This window comes from Streptomyces sp. NPDC003036 (assembly GCF_040611175.1).
Classification (GTDB): domain Bacteria; phylum Actinomycetota; class Actinomycetes; order Streptomycetales; family Streptomycetaceae; genus Streptomyces.
On the sequence record NZ_JBEXNO010000002.1, the window covers coordinates 113,463 to 131,453 of the forward strand.

The 17,991-nt window shown below is 71.8% G+C and carries 17 protein-coding genes; 12 read left to right on the forward strand and 5 right to left on the reverse strand.

Annotation, left to right across the window (positions count from 1 at the left end):
• The first annotated feature begins 79 nt into the window (after positions 1–79).
• The gene (locus tag ABZX67_RS02135) at positions 80–1,246 is read left to right on the forward strand and encodes an ROK family glucokinase (protein ID WP_355353024.1); all 1,167 of its coding nucleotides are present in this window, start codon (positions 80–82) and stop codon (positions 1,244–1,246) included.
• Positions 1,243–1,803 (forward strand): hypothetical protein, encoded by a 561-nt coding sequence (locus ABZX67_RS02140; RefSeq protein WP_355353027.1) that lies wholly within the window; start codon positions 1,243–1,245, stop codon positions 1,801–1,803. Before ABZX67_RS02135 ends, ABZX67_RS02140 begins: the two co-directional genes overlap by 4 nt.
• Positions 1,804–1,809: 6 nt before the next feature.
• Here ABZX67_RS02140 and ABZX67_RS02145 read toward each other — a convergent pair whose 3' ends face one another.
• Complete coding sequence (locus ABZX67_RS02145; protein ID WP_355353030.1) at positions 1,810–3,420, reverse strand: ABC transporter substrate-binding protein; 1,611 nt, start codon at positions 3,418–3,420, stop codon at positions 1,810–1,812.
• Positions 3,417–4,538, reverse strand: coding sequence for a hypothetical protein (locus ABZX67_RS02150; protein ID WP_355353033.1), 1,122 nt, complete (start codon positions 4,536–4,538; stop codon positions 3,417–3,419). The genes ABZX67_RS02145 and ABZX67_RS02150 overlap by 4 nt, the downstream gene beginning before the upstream one ends.
• Positions 4,539–4,813: 275 nt before the next feature.
• Between ABZX67_RS02150 and ABZX67_RS02155 the strand changes: the two genes are divergently transcribed.
• The 9 genes from ABZX67_RS02155 (at position 4,814) to ABZX67_RS02195 (ending at position 12,288) form a co-directional block, all read left to right on the forward strand.
• Positions 4,814–5,350 (forward strand): hypothetical protein, encoded by a 537-nt coding sequence (locus tag ABZX67_RS02155; RefSeq protein WP_355353036.1) that lies wholly within the window; start codon positions 4,814–4,816, stop codon positions 5,348–5,350.
• Positions 5,351–5,473: 123 nt separating this feature from the next.
• Positions 5,474–6,922, forward strand: coding sequence for a 4-carboxymuconolactone decarboxylase (gene pcaC / locus ABZX67_RS02160; RefSeq protein ID WP_355353039.1), 1,449 nt, complete (start codon positions 5,474–5,476; stop codon positions 6,920–6,922).
• A gap of 27 nt (positions 6,923–6,949) precedes the next feature.
• Complete coding sequence (locus tag ABZX67_RS02165; RefSeq protein WP_355353042.1) at positions 6,950–7,594, forward strand: MBL fold metallo-hydrolase; 645 nt, start codon at positions 6,950–6,952, stop codon at positions 7,592–7,594.
• A 57-nt stretch (positions 7,595–7,651) separates the two neighbouring features.
• Positions 7,652–8,431: an exodeoxyribonuclease III gene (locus tag ABZX67_RS02170; RefSeq protein ID WP_355353045.1), complete on the forward strand. Its 780-nt coding sequence runs from the start codon at positions 7,652–7,654 to the stop codon at positions 8,429–8,431.
• A gap of 84 nt (positions 8,432–8,515) precedes the next feature.
• Positions 8,516–8,962 carry a DUF6278 family protein gene (locus tag ABZX67_RS02175; RefSeq protein ID WP_355353048.1) on the forward strand — a complete coding sequence of 149 codons (447 nt, stop codon included), beginning with the start codon at positions 8,516–8,518 and terminating at the stop codon, positions 8,960–8,962.
• A gap of 132 nt (positions 8,963–9,094) precedes the next feature.
• Positions 9,095–9,838: an amino acid ABC transporter ATP-binding protein gene (locus ABZX67_RS02180; protein WP_355353051.1), complete on the forward strand. Its 744-nt coding sequence runs from the start codon at positions 9,095–9,097 to the stop codon at positions 9,836–9,838.
• A 14-nt stretch (positions 9,839–9,852) separates the two neighbouring features.
• The gene (locus ABZX67_RS02185; protein ID WP_355353054.1) at positions 9,853–10,767 is read left to right on the forward strand and encodes a glutamate ABC transporter substrate-binding protein; all 915 of its coding nucleotides are present in this window, start codon (positions 9,853–9,855) and stop codon (positions 10,765–10,767) included.
• Positions 10,768–10,780: 13 nt separating this feature from the next.
• Entirely contained in the window at positions 10,781–11,425 is a 645-nt protein-coding gene (locus tag ABZX67_RS02190) for an amino acid ABC transporter permease (RefSeq protein WP_355353057.1), read from the forward strand.
• Positions 11,422–12,288 (forward strand): amino acid ABC transporter permease, encoded by an 867-nt coding sequence (locus ABZX67_RS02195; protein WP_355353060.1) that lies wholly within the window; start codon positions 11,422–11,424, stop codon positions 12,286–12,288. Before ABZX67_RS02190 ends, ABZX67_RS02195 begins: the two co-directional genes overlap by 4 nt.
• A gap of 36 nt (positions 12,289–12,324) precedes the next feature.
• Here the strand turns inward: ABZX67_RS02195 and ABZX67_RS02200 are convergent, their stop codons facing one another.
• From ABZX67_RS02200 to ABZX67_RS02210, 3 genes are all read right to left on the reverse strand, one after another.
• The gene (locus ABZX67_RS02200) at positions 12,325–13,914 is read right to left on the reverse strand and encodes a CocE/NonD family hydrolase (protein ID WP_355353063.1); all 1,590 of its coding nucleotides are present in this window, start codon (positions 13,912–13,914) and stop codon (positions 12,325–12,327) included.
• Positions 13,915–14,033: 119 nt separating this feature from the next.
• A complete protein-coding gene (locus ABZX67_RS02205) occupies positions 14,034–15,260 on the reverse strand; it encodes an Ig-like domain-containing protein (protein WP_355353066.1) in 1,227 nt (408 codons plus the stop codon).
• A gap of 77 nt (positions 15,261–15,337) precedes the next feature.
• On the reverse strand, positions 15,338–16,063 hold the full coding sequence (locus ABZX67_RS02210; protein WP_355353069.1) for a hypothetical protein: 726 nt from the start codon (positions 16,061–16,063) through the stop codon (positions 15,338–15,340).
• 122 nt (positions 16,064–16,185) lie between these two features.
• Between ABZX67_RS02210 and ggt the strand changes: the two genes are divergently transcribed.
• Positions 16,186–17,991, forward strand: coding sequence for a gamma-glutamyltransferase (gene ggt / locus ABZX67_RS02215; RefSeq protein WP_355353072.1), 1,806 nt, complete (start codon positions 16,186–16,188; stop codon positions 17,989–17,991).

The following is a 17,991-nucleotide window of genomic DNA, read 5'->3' on the forward strand; positions in this document are numbered from 1 at the left end:
GGCGGCGGGCGCCGTCCGCCGCCGGCTCCGGAGCCCCGCGCACCGCCCGGCCCACCCCCCACCAGGGACGACAGGACACGTGAGCACGTACCGCGACCCCGCACACCGCGGCTCCGCCCGCGCCACCGTCCTGCGCACCATCTCCGCCCGCGAACGCCGCTCCCACCTCACCGCCCCCCGCGTGCCCACCGTCGGCATCGACATCGGCGGTACGAAGGTGATGGCGGGCGTCGTCGACGCCGACGGCACCATCCTCGAGCAGCTCAGGACCGAGACCCCGGACAAGTCCAAGAGCCCCAAGGTCGTCGAGGACACCATCACCGAGCTCGTCCTCGACCTCTCCGACCGGCACGACGTCCACGCCGTCGGCATCGGCGCCGCCGGCTGGGTCGACGCCGACCGCAGCCGCGTCCTGTTCGCCCCGCACCTCGCCTGGCGCAACGAGCCGCTGCGCGACGCCCTCCAGGCCCGCCTCGCCGTCCCGGTCATGGTCGACAACGACGCCAACACCGCCGCCTGGGCCGAATGGCGCTTCGGCGCCGGCCGCGGCGAGGACCACCTCGTCATGATCACGCTCGGCACCGGCATCGGCGGCGCCATCCTGGAGGACGGCCGCGTCAAGCGCGGCAAGTACGGGGTCGCCGGCGAGTTCGGGCACATGCAGGTCGTCCCCGGCGGCCACCGCTGCCCGTGCGGCAACCGCGGCTGCTGGGAGCAGTACAGCTCCGGCAACGCCCTGGTCCGCGAGGCCCGCGAGCTCGCGGCGGCCGACTCGCCGGTCGCGTACAACATCATCGAGCGCGTCAAGGGCTCCATCCCCGACATCACCGGACCGCTCATCACCGAGCTCGCCCGCGAGGGCGACGCCATGTGCGTGGAGCTGTTCCAGGACATCGGCCAGTGGCTCGGCGTCGGCATCGCCAACCTCGCGGCCGCCCTCGACCCGTCCTGCTTCGTCATCGGCGGAGGCGTCAGCGCCGCCGACGACCTGCTCATCGGCCCCGCCCGGGACGCCTTCCGCCGCCACCTCACCGGCCGCGGCTACCGCCCCGAGGCCCGGATCGCCAAGGCGCAGCTCGGCCCCGAGGCCGGCATGGTCGGCGCCGCCGACCTCGCCCGGCTCGTCGCCCGCCGCTTCCGCCGCGCCAACCGCCGCCGCGTCGAGCGCCACGAGCGGTACGAACGCTACGCCCAGGCGCTGCGCACCCCCCGCGGCGCCCGCTCCACCGAGGAACCGCAGCCATGACCGTGCCCCACCAGCCCGCACCCGAGCCCGGGGAGGACCGGCGGCACATGATCCGCCGCCGCTGGCTGACCGCGGTCGTCATCGCCCTGCTCATCGGCATCCCGGCCGGCTACCTCGTCATCTCCGCCGAGCAGAGCCGAAGCAGCGGCCGCGACAAGCAGGCCGAGTCCTCCGCCTCCGGCCTGCGCGACAGCTGGCCGTCCAAGATGAAGCGCCGCGTCTTCGAGGTGCCGATCCCCGGCGCGGCCACCGACGTGGCCTACTTCGAGACCAGCAACTGGAAGTCGAGCCGGCTGTACGTGCAGTTCACGACGGACGCCTCGGGGCTCGACGACTTCCTCCAGGACGTCGGCACCAGCCGCTCCGAACTGGTCGCGGACCAGATCACGATCGGCGAGCGCGACGCCCGCACGGTCGGCTGGCACTTCCCCGACACGCACGACTGGGCCGGAACCACGCACCGGCGACCCGACCCGAGGCCCACCCGCGACATCACGGTCGACCTCACCGACCCGGCGGCCCCCCGCGTGTACGTCGTCTCCACCGCGACACCCTGACAAGGCCTACGACCGGGGAATCTGGCAGGCTCCGCTGCCTTCCTGGCCCATGGGCGGCGGGGAGGCCTTCGGCCAGGCGAGGCCGACGAACGTCGGCCGCTCACCGCGCACTTCCGGGTCGAGCCGGACCACGGCGACGGCCTTGTTGTAGGCGTTTCCCTTGTTGTCGATGCAGATCCAGCCGCTGGCCCCGTCGACCTTGTGCACCCCCCGGAGGGCGTTCCAGTCGGTGCCGATCTCCCGCAGGGTGGGGATGTAGCCGCTCTTGCGGCCCTCCGCGTGCAGCCTGATCCCCGCGATGGCGGTCTTGGCGGAGTCGTGGACGGAGACCGTGCGCGAGTCGTAGATGTCGGCGGGCCCGATGGGCCCGACGGGGGGAGGCGCCGCCAGCCTCTGCATCAGCTCGCGGACCACGGCCGGTGAGCCACCCGTCTCCGGCGGCCGCGGCCGCTTGCTGAGCCAGCCGTCGGGGTGCGAGACGGAGGTGTAGAGGACGGTCACCTTGCCCTCCCACTTGCCCCCGTCTCCGCGCAGGCCGCGCAGGGCGTCCCAGTCCAGCTTCGTGTCCGCGTACAGGGTGGACGCGCCGGATCCGCTGACCACCGTGAAGGCCTCGTTCTTGCACGGGCGGTTCCGGGCCAGCTCGTTGAGGAACTGCCGCAGGTGGGTGGGCCGGCCGGCGAAGTAGACGGTGTTGACCTGCGGCCGCAGTACGCAGATGTCCGTGGCCATCCGCTTGAACTCGCCGGCCAGCGCGCCCTCGGCGTCCGTCCCCTCGGACTCGAAGGGCATCGGCTCGTGCGGTGACCGGCGCAGCTTCCCCTCGTAGGCCTGCAGGAGGGACTCGTTGTACGGGTCCGACGGCCTGGTGTCCTTGACCAGGATGGCGTGCTCCAGGTCCAGGTTCCTGTCGAAGTGCACCAGGGCGTCCGCCTGGTCGCTGTTGGTGGGCGCGACCCGGGCGAACAGGGGATAGCCGGTGAACTCGTCGCCCGTGATGGGGCCGCCGACCACCGGTATCTTCTTCTCCTTCGTCAGATACGCGATGGCCTCGGCGGTCGGCCGCACGCTGAGGTCGAAGCCGAAGACGGTGCGGAGGTTGTGCTTCTTGTCCCGGGAGAGGGCGGCGAGCTGGTCGGCGACCGGCCGCCACCGATCGCGGTTCTTGCCGGGGTTGGCGAGGACGAGGCGGATCTTGGGCTGCTCGCCACCGCTCTGCTTCTCGGACGCGGTGGCGCCGTTGGCGAAGTACTGCGCGATGTAGGCGCCCTGGACCTCGTGCAGGATCTGCCGCCTGACCGGTTCGTGATCGGAGGTCATCGGGATCATCAGGGCGATGGTGACGTGCGGTTGGCCGTCGATGCGGTCGTTCTCCTCCTTGACGCGCTTCATGACCTCGGCGAGGTCGTCCATGAAGGGCGTGCCGCCGCCGTCGCTGACCCCGATGCACTCGCCGTGGGTGGTGTGCAGGCCCGGGCCGCACGGGTCGGGGTCCTCGGGGCCGTACCGGTCCCACAGGATCCAGCCGGCCACCAGGGCGAAGACCACGCCCAGGGCGAGCGCCACCATGGTCACCGGGCCGTGCCCGGGCCCGGGCCTGTCCGGAGTGTCTGTCACTGCCCCTCCCCTGAGGTGGGCGGCCGTGCCGCAGATGCCGCCTCCCGCACCGTCACCCGCAGCAGCCGCCGCTCGCGCACGTCGCCTTCCAGCCGCAGGGTCCAGGTGTTGAGGAGGGCTTCGAGCTCGTCGAGGGGCGCCGCCGTGAGCCGGGCGCCCGCGTCGTCGTCGCTGACCACCAGGACCACGGGATGGGTGGCCGTACGCCGCCCCACGACGCGGCGCAGGGTCCGGTAGGCGGCGAGGTAGGTGTCGAGGACGGCCCGGCCCCGCGCGTTGTGCACCCGCAGGAGCATCAGCGGGGGCTGGTTCCTGTTGAGCCGGCGCAGCAGGCCGTAGTGCGCGTCGATGTCCGCGAGGAAGGCGGCGATGAGGAACTCGTTCCGGTTGTCCACGCGGGCCGCCTCCGCCCGGGCCGCCTCCTCGCGGACGTCCTCCGGGTCGTCGGGGCGCGGCGGGCGCGGCCGGAAGAAGTAGAACAGCCTGATGGCGATCGCCTCCCGGTTGGAGAACGCGCCTCCCTTCTGCACCCTCAGAGCCCGCCCCCACCAGCGCAGGGCCACCCGGTCGGGCCGGGGACGCCCGGTCAGGAAGCGCACCAGAGTGGAGAGCATCGCCAGGAGGCTGCCGAGCGTGCCGGTCCCCGCCAGCGGCACCTCGAGCTCGCGCAGCAGCTGGTCGCGGCGGGGAGGTTCCTCCTGCCGCCGCCGGCTCAGATCGCGGACGAGGGCGCGGTGCGCGTACTGCAGCCGGTCCAGGCCCAGGTCGGCGTGGTCGGCGGCCCAGGTGTGGGCGAGGAGCCCGAGGTGGAAGCGCGGGAAGGCCGGGGCGCGCCGTCCGGCCGGCCCGCCCAGCCCGGACATCCGCGTCGACAGGTACCAGAAGGAATCCGCGACCCCGTTCTCGACCGGCACCTCGGGAACGTTCACCGGCAGCCGCTCCGCGTACGTGTGGCGCAGGCTCCACAGGAGGTCGTTCTGCTGCGTCCGGTCGAGCCCCACGACCTCGATGACGGGCGGCCCGCCCTTGCGCCGCAGCCTGCTGCCCACGCTCGGCCGGTTCCGCGGCTCCATCAGCAGCCCGGAGACGACGCGGGCGAGGAGGCGCTCGTACGTCACCACTTCCCCCGTCCTCGCGGCCCGAAGCCCCATACGACCCGGCAGCCCCGCGTTGTTGGCGGCCATGTGTATCCGGAGCACCCCGCACTGGCAAGGGGAAGGGAGCCGGGACTCCCGTGATTGGCGTGATCTGGTGCCTGCGCCTACGGCGTCCTGCCGGGCGTACTCCCCGGAAGGGGGGTCTCTCGGGATTCGCCGGACCCGCGTCCGTCCGGCGGTCTACCGTACGGGCATGCCGCGCCGCCTGCCGCGGTCACGTGAGGAGGAACCGTCCTGTGTCATCGCCCTGCGACCCCCAGAACGCCCCCGCCGGTGACGTGGGTGCGGCGCTCATGGTGATCGACTCCCAGCTCAAGGCCATCTACGCCGGCAGGACCGAGATCGACGCCGAGCAGCGCGAGTTGATCAACCAGTACACCGCGTCCTTGAGCCGCAGGGAGCTCCGGGACCTGCTGGACGGCGCGTGCACGCTGATCTACATGTTCATGAGGTGGCTGCGGATGGCCTACGAGGACCACGGCCGGGACGTCTTCGAGTACGTGGTGCCGAGCCTCGTGGCCACGATGCGCAACATGCCCAAGAGCTTCCCTCCCGAGGCCATCCCCACCATGGCGGGCCTGGTCATCGCGGCGGGCACCGACCTGAGCCCCAGCCTCTGGCGCAAGCAGTACGGAGAGTGGCCCCAGGAGGAGATGACCCCTCTGGAAGCCACTGCCGTCCTGCTCGCGGAGCACATCAACCGGATCACCGACGACCACGACTTCGCCACCCGGCTGATCACCGGAGCCCTGTCCCGCGCGGACGCGGACTGACGCGCCCTTCGCGGAACGGCCGCCGCGGGCCCGCTTGTACCATGCCAGGGCATTCTGCGAGGTCGGGCGGGTGATGCCCCACCCCCGGCCGAGGGAGATCGTGAGATGTGGGAGCGTTAGCGGGTGAGTACGACGAAGACCGAAACCCTGCAATACCGCTTTGACGGGCCAGAAGACGCCCCTGTGCTGATCATGGGGTCATCCCTCGGTACCACCTGGCACATGTGGGACCGGCAGATACCCGAGCTCACCCGCCAGTGGAGGGTCCTCCGGTTCGACCTGCCCGGGCACGGCGGCGCGCCCGCCGAACCGGCGTCCGCCGTCTCCGAGCTGACCGACCGGCTCCTCGCCACGCTCGACGGGCTCGGCGTCCACCGCTTCGGTTACGTGGGCTGCTCCATCGGCGGCGCCATCGGCACGGACCTCGCCCTGCGGGCCCCGCACCGGCTCGCCTCGCTCGCGCTGGTCGCCTCCTCGCCCCGGTTCGGCACCGCCGACGAGTTCCGCCGGCGCGGCGTGATCGTCCGCACCAACGGCCTCGACCCGATGGCCCGCACGGCGCCCGAACGCTGGTTCACCCCCGGCTTCGCCGCCGCCCAGCCCGCCATCGTCGAGTGGGCCGTGCAGATGGTCCGTACGACCGACCCGGGCTGCTACGTCGCCGCCTGCGAAGCACTCGCCTCCTTCGACGTACGCGCCGAACTCGGCCGCGTCGGCGTGCCCACGCTCGTGCTGGTCGGCTCGGAGGACACCGTCACCGGCCCCGCCGAGGCCCGGACCCTGGTCGCCGGCATCCCGGACGCCCGCCTCGCGGTGGTGCCCGGAGCGTCGCACCTGGCGCCCGTCGAGCAGCCCGCCGCCGTCACGGACCTGCTGGTGCGCCACTTCTCGACCTCGTGGCAGGACACCATGGCCGCGCTCGCGGCGCCTCCCGTGATGCCCGCCATCGCCCCCGCGGCCCCGCATCCCGGGCCCCTCGCGCCGCCCGCCCCCGTCACCGTGCCCGCCGCGCCCGGCCCCGTCGCCGCCGCACCGGGAGCGCCCGCCGCCCCGGTCACCGCCGCACCCGTCGTGGCGCCCGCCGCGCCGGCCGCCCCGGTCGCCACCGCGCCCGTCGTCGCGCCCCCCGTCGCGGCCGCGCCCGCCGCTCCCGCCGTGTCGTCGCCGGAAGCGGCACCCGCCGGGCGGCCCGACCCGTACGACGCCGGCATGAAGGTGCGCCGCGAGGTCCTCGGGGACGCGCACGTGGACCGCGCCACGGCCGCCGCCGACGACTTCACCCGCGACTTCCAGGAGCTGATCACCCGCTACGCGTGGGGCGAGGTGTGGACCCGCGAGGGCCTCGACCGCCGCACCCGCAGCGTCGTCACCCTCACCGCGCTGGTCGCGGGCGGCCACCTGGAGGAGCTCGCCTTCCACACCCGCGCCGCCCTGCGCAACGGCCTGTCGCCCGCCGAGATCATGGAGGTGCTCCTCCAGACCGCCGTCTACTGCGGCGTCCCGGCGGCCAACTCGGCCTTCAAGGTCGCCCAGCAGGTGATCCGCGAGGAGACGACGCCCCCCGAGGCGTAACCCTCCGTGGCGTAAGAGGATGCCCTCATGGAGACGAAGCTCAAGCTGACCAAGAAGTCCCACGCCTGCGTCCGGCTGGAGAAGGACGGGCGGACCCTCGTCATCGACCCGGGCGGGTTCAGCGAACACGACGCCGCGCTCGGCGCCGACGCGATCCTCGTCACCCATGAGCACCCGGACCACTTCGACGAGGACCGCCTCCGCGCGGCCCTGGAGTTCCACCCGGGCGCCGAGATCTGGACGCTGCGCAGCGTGGCGGAGCAGCTCTCGGCGGCCTTCCCGGGCCGCGTCCACACCGTCGGCCACGGCGACACCTTCACCGCGGCCGGCTTCGACGTGCAGGTGCACGGCGAGCTGCACGCCGTGATCCACCCGGACATCCCGCGGATCACCAACATCGGGTTCCTGGTCGAGGACTCCCTCTTCCACCCCGGCGACGCGCTCACCGTGCCCGACCGGCCGGTCGAGACGCTGATGCTGCCGGTCATGGCCCCCTGGAACAAGATCTCCGAGGTCATCGACTACGTCCGCGAGGTCAACCCGCAGCGCGCCATCGACATCCACGACGCCCTCCTCACCGACCTCGCCCGCCCGATCTACGACCGCCAGATCGGCGCCCTCGGCGGCACGGTCCACGGCCGGCTCGCCCCCGGGGACTCCACCGACCTCTGACGCCCACCACCCGACGGCCACCGCCGACTGTCGGTGGCCCCGGTTAGGCTTGCCGTCATGCGCATCGCCACCTGGAACGTCAATTCGATCACCGCCCGGCTGCCCCGGCTGCTGGCCTGGCTGGAGAGCAGCGGCACGGACGTGCTGTGCATCCAGGAGACCAAGTGCACCGCCGAGCAGTTCCCCACCGAGGAGCTGCGCGCCCTCGGCTACGAGTCGTCGGTGCACGCGACCGGCCGGTGGAACGGCGTGGCCCTGGTCTCCCGGGTCGGCCTGGAGGACGTCGTCCACGGCCTGCCGGGCGGTCCGGAGTACGAGGGCGTCGCCGAGCCCCGCGCGATCTCCGGCACCTGCGGCCCCGTGCGGGTCTGGTCGGTGTACGTGCCGAACGGCCGCGAGGTCGCCCACGACCACTACGCGTACAAGCTGCGCTGGCTGGAGGCGCTCCAGGCGGCGGTCGCCGAGGACGCGGCGGGCCCGCGTCCCTTCGCGGTGCTCGGCGACTTCAACATCGCCCCGACGGACGACGACGTCTTCGACGCCGCCGCCTTCGAGGGCTCCACGCACGTCACCCCGCCGGAGCGCGCCGCGCTCGCCGGGCTGCGCGAGACCGGGCTCGGCGACATCGTGCCGCGCCCGCTCAAGTACAACCACCCGTTCACGTACTGGGACTACCGCCAGCTCTGCTTCCCGAAGAACCGCGGCATGCGCATCGACCTGGTGTACGGCAACAAGCCGTTCGCCGACGCGGTCAAGGACAGCTACGTCGACCGCGAGGAGCGCAAGGGCAAGGGCGCGTCCGACCACGCGCCGGTCGTCGTCGACCTCGACGTGTAGCGCGACGTACAGCGCGACGCGCACACGCACGTGTAGCGCGCGCCCTGTAGTGCCGCCGACCCGTTCGGTGCGACGCTGGGCGGTATGAACATCCCCTTCCTGGACACCTGGCGCAAGCGGCGCGGCGATGAGCGTGGCGATGCGCGCGCCCCCTCCGCCGTGGGCGGCGGCGACCCGGACGGCGTGGCGAACATGTTCGCCGAGTGCGCGCTGCTGCGCGCCAGGATCAAGGAGTTGGGGGTGCGGCTCGACGACACCCCGCGCTCCCTGGAGGCGATCGACCAGCTGCCGCCGCGCTGGCGCGACGACCCGGAGGAGCTGCCCTGGCTCGGCAACGACGCGGGCCTGTACCTCGGTACGGTCATCGTGCGGACGGTCCCGGGCGCGGCCTGGCACCTGACGCCGGCCGGCTACCCGGTGGTCAGACTCGCCTCGGGCCGAGAGCTCCACGTCGTCGAGGCCGGTCTGGAGTGGGCGATGAGCGGTTCGCCCCAGCTGTCCCAGGTGTACGCCGAAGCGGCCGAGGCCTGACGGGCAACAATTTCGGTAAATACGGCTTATGTAGCTTACGCGGCCTTTATGCGTGTCGGTGGTGTTAAGTCCCTTTCAGGGCTGGATAGTTTGCGCTGACCTCGACACAGCGAGCAAGGGGCAGGGCAGCGCATGGCCGTCGATCCGTTGATCGAGCTGCGGGACGTCAACAAGTACTACGGACAGTTGCACGTCCTGCAGGACATCAATCTCACCGTCGGCCGCGGGGAGGTGGTGGTCGTCATCGGCCCGTCCGGCTCGGGCAAGTCGACCCTGTGCCGGACCATCAACCGGCTGGAGCCCATCGAGTCGGGCACCATCACCCTCGACGGGGAGAAACTCCCCGAAGAGGGCAAGGCGCTGGCCGCGCTGCGCGCCGATGTCGGCATGGTCTTCCAGTCGTTCAATCTCTTCGCGCACAAGACCGTGCTGGAGAACGTCTCCCTCGCCCCGATAAAGGTCCGCAGGCGCAAGAAGGAGGACGCCGACCGCCGCTCCCGCGAACTGCTGGACCGCGTCGGCCTGTCGGCCCACGCCGAGAAGTACCCGGCCCAGCTCTCCGGCGGCCAGCAGCAGCGGGTGGCCATCGCCCGGGCCCTCGCCATGGACCCCAAGGTGATGCTCTTCGACGAGCCGACCTCCGCCCTCGACCCCGAGATGATCAACGAGGTCCTGGAGGTCATGCAGCAGCTCGCCCGCGACGGCATGACCATGGTCGTCGTCACCCACGAGATGGGCTTCGCCCGCTCCGCCGCGAACCGCGTCGTCTTCATGGCCGACGGCAGGATCGTCGAGGACCGCACCCCCGAGGAGTTCTTCACCGCCCCGAGCAGCGAGCGCGCCAGGGACTTCCTCTCCAAGATCCTCAAGCACTGAGAGGGAGTACGACGATGACGCGCGCAAGACACGCTCTCGTGGCCCTCGTGCTGGTGCTGCTCGCCACCGCGGCCACCGCCTGCGGCAAGGACGGCAGCCCGCCGGTCAAGGGGCCCCAGCCGGACGAACTGCCCGTCTACCGGGTGGCCACCGGCTTCCGGCTGCCCGACTCGCCGACCTGGAACCGCGCCAAGCGCCGCGGCCACCTGGTCGTCGGCGCCAAGGAGGACCAGCCGTACCTGGGGGAGAAGGACCCGGCCACCGGCCGCTACTTCGGCTTCGACATCGAGATCGCCCGGATGACCGCCGCCCACCTCGGCTTCGACCCGGACACCATCGAGTTCCGGACCATCGCCTCCGCCAACCGCGAGACCGCCCTCCAGAACGGCCAGGTCGACTACTACGTCGGTACGTACACCATCAACGACAACCGCAAGAAGCTCGTCGGCTTCGCCGGGCCCTACTACATGGCCGGCCAGTCCCTCCTCGTCCGCACCGACGAGGACGACATCAAGGGCCCCCAGGACCTCGCGGGCAAGCGCGTCTGCTCGGCCGCCGGCTCCACCCCCTACCAGCGCATCGCCGCCGAGTACTCGGACGCCGACCTCGTCGCGTACGACACGTACGCCGTCTGCGTCGACAACCTGCTGACCTTCCAGGTCGACGCCGTCACCACCGACGACACCATCCTCCTCGGCTTCGCCGCCAAGGCCCCCGACGAGCTCAAGGTGGTCGGCAAGCCCTTCTCGCAGGAGCCGTACGGCATCGGCGTCCCGCGCTCCGACAACGCGCTGCGGTTCGCCATCGACGACGCCCTCGCGGCCAACGAGAGGAACGGCAACTGGAAGAAGGCGTACGACGCCACGCTCGGCCTCTCCGGCGTCCCGGCGCCGAAGCCGCCGGCCATCGACCGCTACCCGGCGAGCTGAGGAGGCAGCAGTCATGGACGTACTGACAGAGAACTGGTCCGTCTACGGCGAGGGGCTCCTCGGCACCGTCGAACTCACCGTCTACTCCTCGCTCCTCGCCCTCGCGCTCGGCTTCGTCATGGCGTCGTTCCGCGTCGCGCCGGTCCGCGCGCTGCGCGTCTTCGGCGCCGCGTGGGTGACCGTCCTGCGCAACACCCCGCTCACGCTGCTCTTCTTCGCCGTCCTGCTCGGGCTGCCGCGCTTCGGGCTGGTCCTTCCCTTCACGCTCTTCGCGGTCATCGCGCTCGGCTGCTACACCTCCGCCTTCATGTGCGAGGCGCTGCGCTCCGGCATCAACACCGTGCCGACGGGGCAAGGGGAGGCGGCCCGGAGCCTCGGCATGACCTTCGGCCAGACGCTGGGAAACGTCGTCCTGCCGCAGGCCTTCCGCGCGGTCATCCCGCCCGTCGGCTCCACTCTCATCGCCCTCGCCAAGAACTCCGCGATCGCGGGCGCGTTCAGCGTCGTCGAGCTCCTGGGCACGTACCGCACCCTCAACGAACTGGGCTACAGCATCATCTGGACCTTCATCTGGATCGCCGTGGGGTACCTGATCGTCACCCTCACCATCAGCGCGCTCTTCAACGTGCTGGAGAAGCGCTGGGGAGTCGCCCGATGACCACCACCGCCCTCTACGACATCCCGGGCCCCAGGGCCCGGCGGCGGCACCTCACCTACGGGCTGGTGGCGACCGCCGCGATCCTCGCCCTCGTCGGCTGGGTCGTCCACCTGCTGTTCGACACCGAGCAGTTCACGTACGCCAAGTGGAACCCCTTCGCGTACGAGGGCATCCAGGAGCTGCTGCTGCGCGGGCTGGGCAACACGCTCAAGGCGTTCGCGCTCGCGGCGGTGCTGTCGCTCGCGCTGGGCGCGGTGCTCGCCCTCGGACGCCTCTCCGAGCACCGGGTCCTCCGCTGGGCGGCCACGCTCGTGGTCGAGTTCTTCCGCGCGATGCCCGTCCTGGTGATGATCTTCTTCATCTTCGTGGCGCTGCGGGTGCACCCGCTGCCCGCGCTCGTCGCCGGACTGACGCTCTACAACGGCTCGGTCCTCGCCGAGGTGTTCCGCACCGGCGTCAACTCCGTGGCGCGCGGGCAGCGGGAGGCCGCGTACTCGCTCGGCATGCGCAAGACGCAGGTCATGACCTACGTCCTGGTGCCGCAGGGCGTGCGCGCCATGCTGCCCGCGATCATCAGCCAGCTGGTGGTCGCCCTGAAGGACACCTCGCTCGGCTTCCTCATCACCTACGAGGAGTTCCTCCACGCGGGCAAGCTGATCGCGTCCAACCTCGACTACGATCTGCCGTTCATCCCCGTGGTGATGGTGATCTCGCCGATCTACATCGGGATGTGCATGCTGCTCTCCTGGTGCGCCACCTGGGTGGCCAGGAAGGAGCGCCGCAGCCCCAAGACCAAGGGCCTGGAGGTGGCAGCCCCGGACGAACCGGGGCCACTGCTGCCCGGGGGTCCCACCAAGCCCTAGCACAGAGGGCCAATCCCGCCCGGCGGCGGCCGGAGATCACTCCTCGCGCAGCGGCACCGACACGTACGACGGGTCGGACGCCGGTGAGGAGAAGGTCAGCCGCGCGCCGGACGGGTTGTGCTCGATGTACAGCGGGTCGACCGTGTCGACGACCAGCGCGAGACGGTGGCCGGCCGGCACGTCGTACGCCGTGGAGAACAACTCCAGGTCCACGGCGAACGGCTCGCCGGGCACCTTGTCGTGGAAGGTGTACGGCGCGTTGCTGACCAGCTTGCCCACGCCGAGCGGGCCCACGTCGTAGAGGTACGCGACGAGGGTGCCGCTCGACGCGGTGCTGGTGACCGTGGTGTGCAGCTTCGCCGTGCCCCGGACGCGCTGGGCGGAGTCGTACCGCTCGGACTGCCACACGGCGGCGAAGGAGCGGGGGAGGAGCGGGATGGAGGCGACCGGGGGGAGCTTGAGGAACTGGTCGAGGGCGTTGGAGAGCATGACGACGCCGCCGTTGGCTCCCGAGTCGACGTTCGCGTACACCTTCTGATCGTCCGCCAGGGCGATCTTGCGCTCGGTCGCGCCGACCGACTTCCAGTCGGGGTAGCCCTCGTAGCCGCCGCCGGAGCGGGACTTCAGCTGGACCGGCCGCTCGCGGTCGATGCCGTTGGCCGCGCCCTTGAGGTGGTGGTCGAACCAGCGGTGGGCGTTGGTCCAGGTGTCGTTGGGCAGCCCGAGCAGGCCGGTGGCCTCGGCGGTGGCGTGGTCGCCGGGGCGCAGCTCCAGGCGCTTGGGGCCGGTGAGCTTCTCGTAGAAGGAGGCGTACTGGTTGGGCGGGAAGATGGTGTCGCCCCAGGCGTTGCCGAGCATGACGGCCGTGCCGTGGGCGTTGAGCCGGTCGAGGTAGGTGACGGGGGAGCGCTGCGCTCCCCAGGCGATCATCTCGTCCTCCTTGTCGAGGTTGGAGCCGAGGAAGTCCTTGAGCGTCTGCTGGAGTTCGGCGCTCGGGCGGCCGGTGAGGTAGCCGGTGCCGCCGAGCATCGCGGCGGCCTGGAGGTGCTGCGTGCGGCCGCTGTAGATGGAGTCGATGAGGTCGGCCCAGCCGCTCATCGCCACCACGGCCTTGACGCGCTCGTCGTGGGCGGCGGCGAGCAGGCTGATGCCCGCGCCGTAGCTGACGCCCGCCATGCCGACGCGCTCGGGGTCGGCGGGGGTGTGGGCGAGCGCCCAGTCGATGACCTTGGAGGCGTCGGCGACGTCCGGCGGGCCCGCCACCTCGATGTGCCCGCCCGACTGCCAGAAACCGCGCGAATTGTAGCTGACCACCACATAGCCCGCGTCGGCGAGCTTCTTCGCCTGGGCGAGGTACTCGATCTGGGGGGTGGACCAGCTGGTGGGGAGCACGATCACCGGGTAGCGGCGGCCGTCCGCACCGGCGCCCGCGGGTGTGACCACGTTGGCCTTGAGCACGGTGCCGCCGTCACCGGTGATGTCGACGAAACGTATACCGGCGGTCGTCGCGGCGCTCGTCTCGCCGGCGGCGGCGGTGGGGGCGAACCCCAGGGCCGTTCCGGCCAGCAGGGCGGCCGAGACGGCGCCGGTCGTCGTCGTACGCAGGGCTGTGCGCGGCTTTCCCACGGTTCACTCCCTCATCGATTGAAAGGTGAACCGAAGGAAAGCACGTGTCACTTACCGGAAGTAACCCATCGGTAAGTTACGCACCGGTAACGATTGTTGGACGCCGCGTCAACGAGGGGTCAGCGCAGGGCGCTCTTCGCCTGCCAGTCGGCCCAGGACAGGTTCCACTCGCCGTAGCCGTTGTTCAGCGCCTGCGTGCCCTTGGCGTCGCCGCCCGTCACCTCGAACGGGTCGCCGACCTGCACCTTCTCGTACAGCGACCGGGCGTCGGCGGTCGTCATGCCGAGGCAGCCGGAGCTCTTGTTGGCGTTGCCCATGTAGCGGGCGTTCCACGGCGCGGCGTGCGCGTACATTCCCGACCAGGTCAGCCGCATCGAGTAGTCGACCATCTTGTCGTACGCGTCCCCGAGACCGACCGTCTCGGAGCGCATGTTGATCGTGCCCTCCTTCGACATCAGTACCGTCTTCCCGCGCCACGACGCCTTCTCGCCGCCCGGCGTGCCGCCCGACATGGGCAGGTCCTCGACCACCTCGCCGTCCCGCAGCAGCTTCAGCCGGTGGGTGTCGAGGTCCGCCTTGACCACCTGGTTCCTGCCGATGGTGAAGGTCGTCGTGTAGTCGCGTACGAACCAGCCGCCGGCCTCACCGGTGTCGATGCCGTTCAGCTCCGCGTTCAGGGTGACCTTGGTGCCGGGCTGCCAGTACTGCTTCGGGCGCCAGTCGACCCGGTCCTTGCCCGACCAGTCCCGCATCCAGCCCCAGGAGCCGACGGTGCTGTTCGACGTCGTCACCTTGAGGTGCTTCTCCACCTCGGCCTTGTTCTTCACCGGGTGGTCGAAGACGATCGACAGCGGCTGGCCGACGCCGACCGTGGTGTTCTTGCCCGGCGCCAGCGTCAGCTTGTTGACCTTGCCGGCGGCGGCGGTGGTGAAGCCCGCCGTGGCCGTACCGCCGTTCGCGTCCCGCGCCTGGACCGTGTAGCCGGTGCCGGGGGCGGCCTTCCGCGCCGACGTCCAGGACTTCCCGTCGGCGGAGAGCGTGCCCGACAGGGTGGCGCCCTGCGAGTCGGTGACCGTGACCTGCTTCAGGGTGCCCTCGGCGAGCGTGACCCGGACCGGCTCGCCCGCCCGGGCCTGCTCACCGGAGAGGTTCACCGAGATGCGGGTCTCGGGCTTGGCCCCCTTGCCGCCCCCGTCGGCGGCCTGGGCGGCGCCGGAGCCGCCCGAGCACGCGGTCAGTGCGGCCATGGCGAGGCCCGCGGTACCGGCCAGGGCGGCGGTACGGAAGGGGCGGCGCGGGCGGGTGCGGCGGAGCAGGCTCAACGGGAAAACCTCCGATGCGATCATTCGTCGCCGAGAGAGAGGGTGATCGGAGGTGACCGGTTGCGTTAAATCGGAAGATTTCCGCCCGTGCCGGATGTGACTTATGCCGCGGTTTCGACGGCGGTCCGCGCCTCCCGCGTCACATCCGCGACCAGCTCCACCACGTCGGGGCCGTACGCCTGCGAATTGACCACCTTCAGCAGGAGGACGAAGGAGCCGTCGGCGCCGTACGCGCGGGCCAGCTTCTCGTGGTGGCGGACCAGGTAGCGGGCGGCAGCCTGGTTGTTGATCGCGCGCTGCCCGCAGAAGAGGAACACCGGCCGCCGGCCCTCGCCCGCCGTCAGCCGCGCCAGGATCACGTACTCGCACAAGCCCGGGTCGATGCGGTAGCGCTCGGTACCGATCACGAAGGCGGTGCGCTCCTCGGCCGGCTCCCTCTCCGTGTTGACCGCCACCCCCGGCAGCAGGATGCGCAGGTGCGCCTCCATACGGCGATTCGAGGAGGGCCCGCCGAGGCAGAACTCCGTGCGCTCCCCGAAGCCCTGCTGCGCCGCGTCGTGCGACACGATGCGCGCGTGGGCCCCGCAGTCCTTGATGAGCGCCGACAGTTCGAGCAGCGCGAACACGTCGAAGCGCCGGACAGCGCCGTCGGTGCCGGCGTCGCGGTTGACGACGAGCAGGCACTCGGCGTTCCCCGGCAGCCCGAAGAAGGCCTGTTGGCGGCGCAGTCCGCGACGCCACAGGGCCGTGCGGGCCAGCCAGCCGAGCGCCGCGCTGACCCCGGTGGCTATCACGCCGAGCACGATGTTGAGCAGGTCGTCATACATGGGCGCGCATGCTAGCGGGTGCCCCGCCGGTGACACCGTGTCGGCGGGGTCCTGGCGAGGTGCCCTCCCCGAAGTTACGCTCGCCGGACGGTCGTTCGACGGTCGTCTGACTGGAGGTACGGATGCGTCGCCCCACGGTACGGAACCTCTCGCTCGTCGCGGTCACCGCGACGGCCCTCACGGTGGGCGCGGCCGCGCCGCCGACGCAGAGCACCACCACCCCTCCCGCCAAGTCACCGGTGGCCGTGGGGTACGGCGGCGCCGTCGCCAGCGTCGACCCCGACGCCTCGGCCGCCGGCATCGAGGTCCTGCGGCGCGGGGGCAACGCCGTGGACGCCGCCGTGGCCACGGCCGCCGCGCTCGGCGTCACCGAGCCGTACTCGGCGGGCATCGGCGGGGGCGGCTACTTCGTCCACTACGACGCGAAGACCCGCGCGGTGCGCACCATCGACGGACGCGAGACCGCGCCCCTCTCCGCCGACGCCTCCCTCTTCCTCGGCGAGGACGGCAAGCCCCTGCCCTTCGCCGAGGCCATGACCAGCGGGCTGAGCGTCGGCACCCCCGGCACGCCCGCCACCTGGAAGACCGCGCTCGACGCCTGGGGCACCAAGCCCCTGCGCGACCTGCTGAAGCCCGCCGAGCGGCTGGCCCGCGACGGCTTCACCGTCGACGCCACGTTCCGCGCGCAGACCGCCGCCAACGAGGCCCGGTTCCGCGACTTCCCCGCCTCCGCCGAGCTCTTCCTGCCGGGCGGCCGCCTGCCGGAGGTCGGCTCGACGTTCAAGAACCCCGACCTGGCGCGGACGTACGAGAAGCTGGGCCGGCACGGCATCGGCGCGCTGTACCGGGGCGACCTCGCCCGCGACATCGTCCGCAGCGTGCAGGACCCGCCGGTACGGGAGGGCGCCCAGCGCACCGTACGGGCCGGGGACCTGACGGAGCGTGACCTCGCGCGGTACGAGACGGTGTGGCGCAAGCCCACGAAGATGTCCTACCGCGGCCTGGACGTCTACGGGATGGCGCCGTCCTCGTCGGGCGGCACCACCGTCGGCGAGGCGCTCAACATCCTGGAGCGCGCCGACCTGTCGTCCCTCTCCAAGGCCCAGTACCTGCACCGGTTCATCGAGGCGAGCCGCATCGCGTTCGCGGACCGGGGGCGGTGGGTCGGCGACCCGGCGTTCGAGGACGTCCCCGTGCGCGGCCTGCTGTCGCAGCGGTTCGCCGACGCGCGCGCCTGCCTCATCCGCGACGACGCCGTACTGACCAGCCCCCTCGCGCCGGGCGACCCGCGCGACCCGGAGCCGTGCGCGGCGGGCGGGACCGCGGCCCCGACGACGTACGAGGGCGAGAACACCACCCATCTGACGGCGTCCGACAAGTGGGGCAACGTCGTCGCGTACACCCTGACCCTCGAGTCCACGGGCGGCAGCGGCATCACCGTGCCGGGGCGCGGCTTCCTGCTCAACAACGAGCTGACGGACTTCTCCTTCGCCCCGGCGAACCCGGCGGTCCACGACCCGAACCTCCCCGGCCCCGGCAAGCGCCCGCGCTCCTCCATGTCCCCGACGATCGTCCTCGACGGCCACGCCCGGCCGGTCCTGGCCCTGGGCTCCCCGGGCGGCGCCACCATCATCACCACCGTCCTGCAGACCCTGACGGGCGTGGTCGACCGTGACCTGCCACTGGTCGAGGCGATCGCGGCGCCGCGCGCCAGCCAGCGCAACCAGACGACGACCGAGCTCGAACCCGCCCTCTACGACAGCCCGGTGCGCGCCGAACTGGAGGCGCTGGGCCACCGCTTCCGCGAGAACCCGGAGATCGGCGCGGCCACCGGCATCCAGCGCCTGCCCGACGGCCGCTGGCTCGCCGCCGCGGAGAAGACCCGGCGCGGCGGCGGCTCGGCGATGGTGGTCAGGCCTGCGTCGTAA

What these genes read in the sequence shown, in the direction of transcription:
- ABZX67_RS02180 (WP_355353051.1), top strand. Translation starts at nt 9,095, where the DNA reads ATGGCCGTCGATCCGTTGATCGAGCTGCGGGACGTCAACAAGTACTAC.
- ABZX67_RS02195 (WP_355353060.1), top strand. Translation starts at nt 11,422, where the DNA reads ATGACCACCACCGCCCTCTACGACATCCCGGGCCCCAGGGCCCGGCGG.
- ABZX67_RS02205 (WP_355353066.1), bottom strand. Translation starts at nt 15,260, where the DNA reads ATGATCGCATCGGAGGTTTTCCCGTTGAGCCTGCTCCGCCGCACCCGC.
- ABZX67_RS02190 (WP_355353057.1), top strand. Translation starts at nt 10,781, where the DNA reads ATGGACGTACTGACAGAGAACTGGTCCGTCTACGGCGAGGGGCTCCTC.
- ABZX67_RS02140 (WP_355353027.1), top strand. Translation starts at nt 1,243, where the DNA reads ATGACCGTGCCCCACCAGCCCGCACCCGAGCCCGGGGAGGACCGGCGG.
- ABZX67_RS02185 (WP_355353054.1), top strand. Translation starts at nt 9,853, where the DNA reads ATGACGCGCGCAAGACACGCTCTCGTGGCCCTCGTGCTGGTGCTGCTC.
- ggt (WP_355353072.1), top strand. Translation starts at nt 16,186, where the DNA reads ATGCGTCGCCCCACGGTACGGAACCTCTCGCTCGTCGCGGTCACCGCG.
- ABZX67_RS02170 (WP_355353045.1), top strand. Translation starts at nt 7,652, where the DNA reads ATGCGCATCGCCACCTGGAACGTCAATTCGATCACCGCCCGGCTGCCC.
- ABZX67_RS02165 (WP_355353042.1), top strand. Translation starts at nt 6,950, where the DNA reads ATGGAGACGAAGCTCAAGCTGACCAAGAAGTCCCACGCCTGCGTCCGG.
- ABZX67_RS02210 (WP_355353069.1), bottom strand. Translation starts at nt 16,063, where the DNA reads ATGTATGACGACCTGCTCAACATCGTGCTCGGCGTGATAGCCACCGGG.
- ABZX67_RS02175 (WP_355353048.1), top strand. Translation starts at nt 8,516, where the DNA reads ATGAACATCCCCTTCCTGGACACCTGGCGCAAGCGGCGCGGCGATGAG.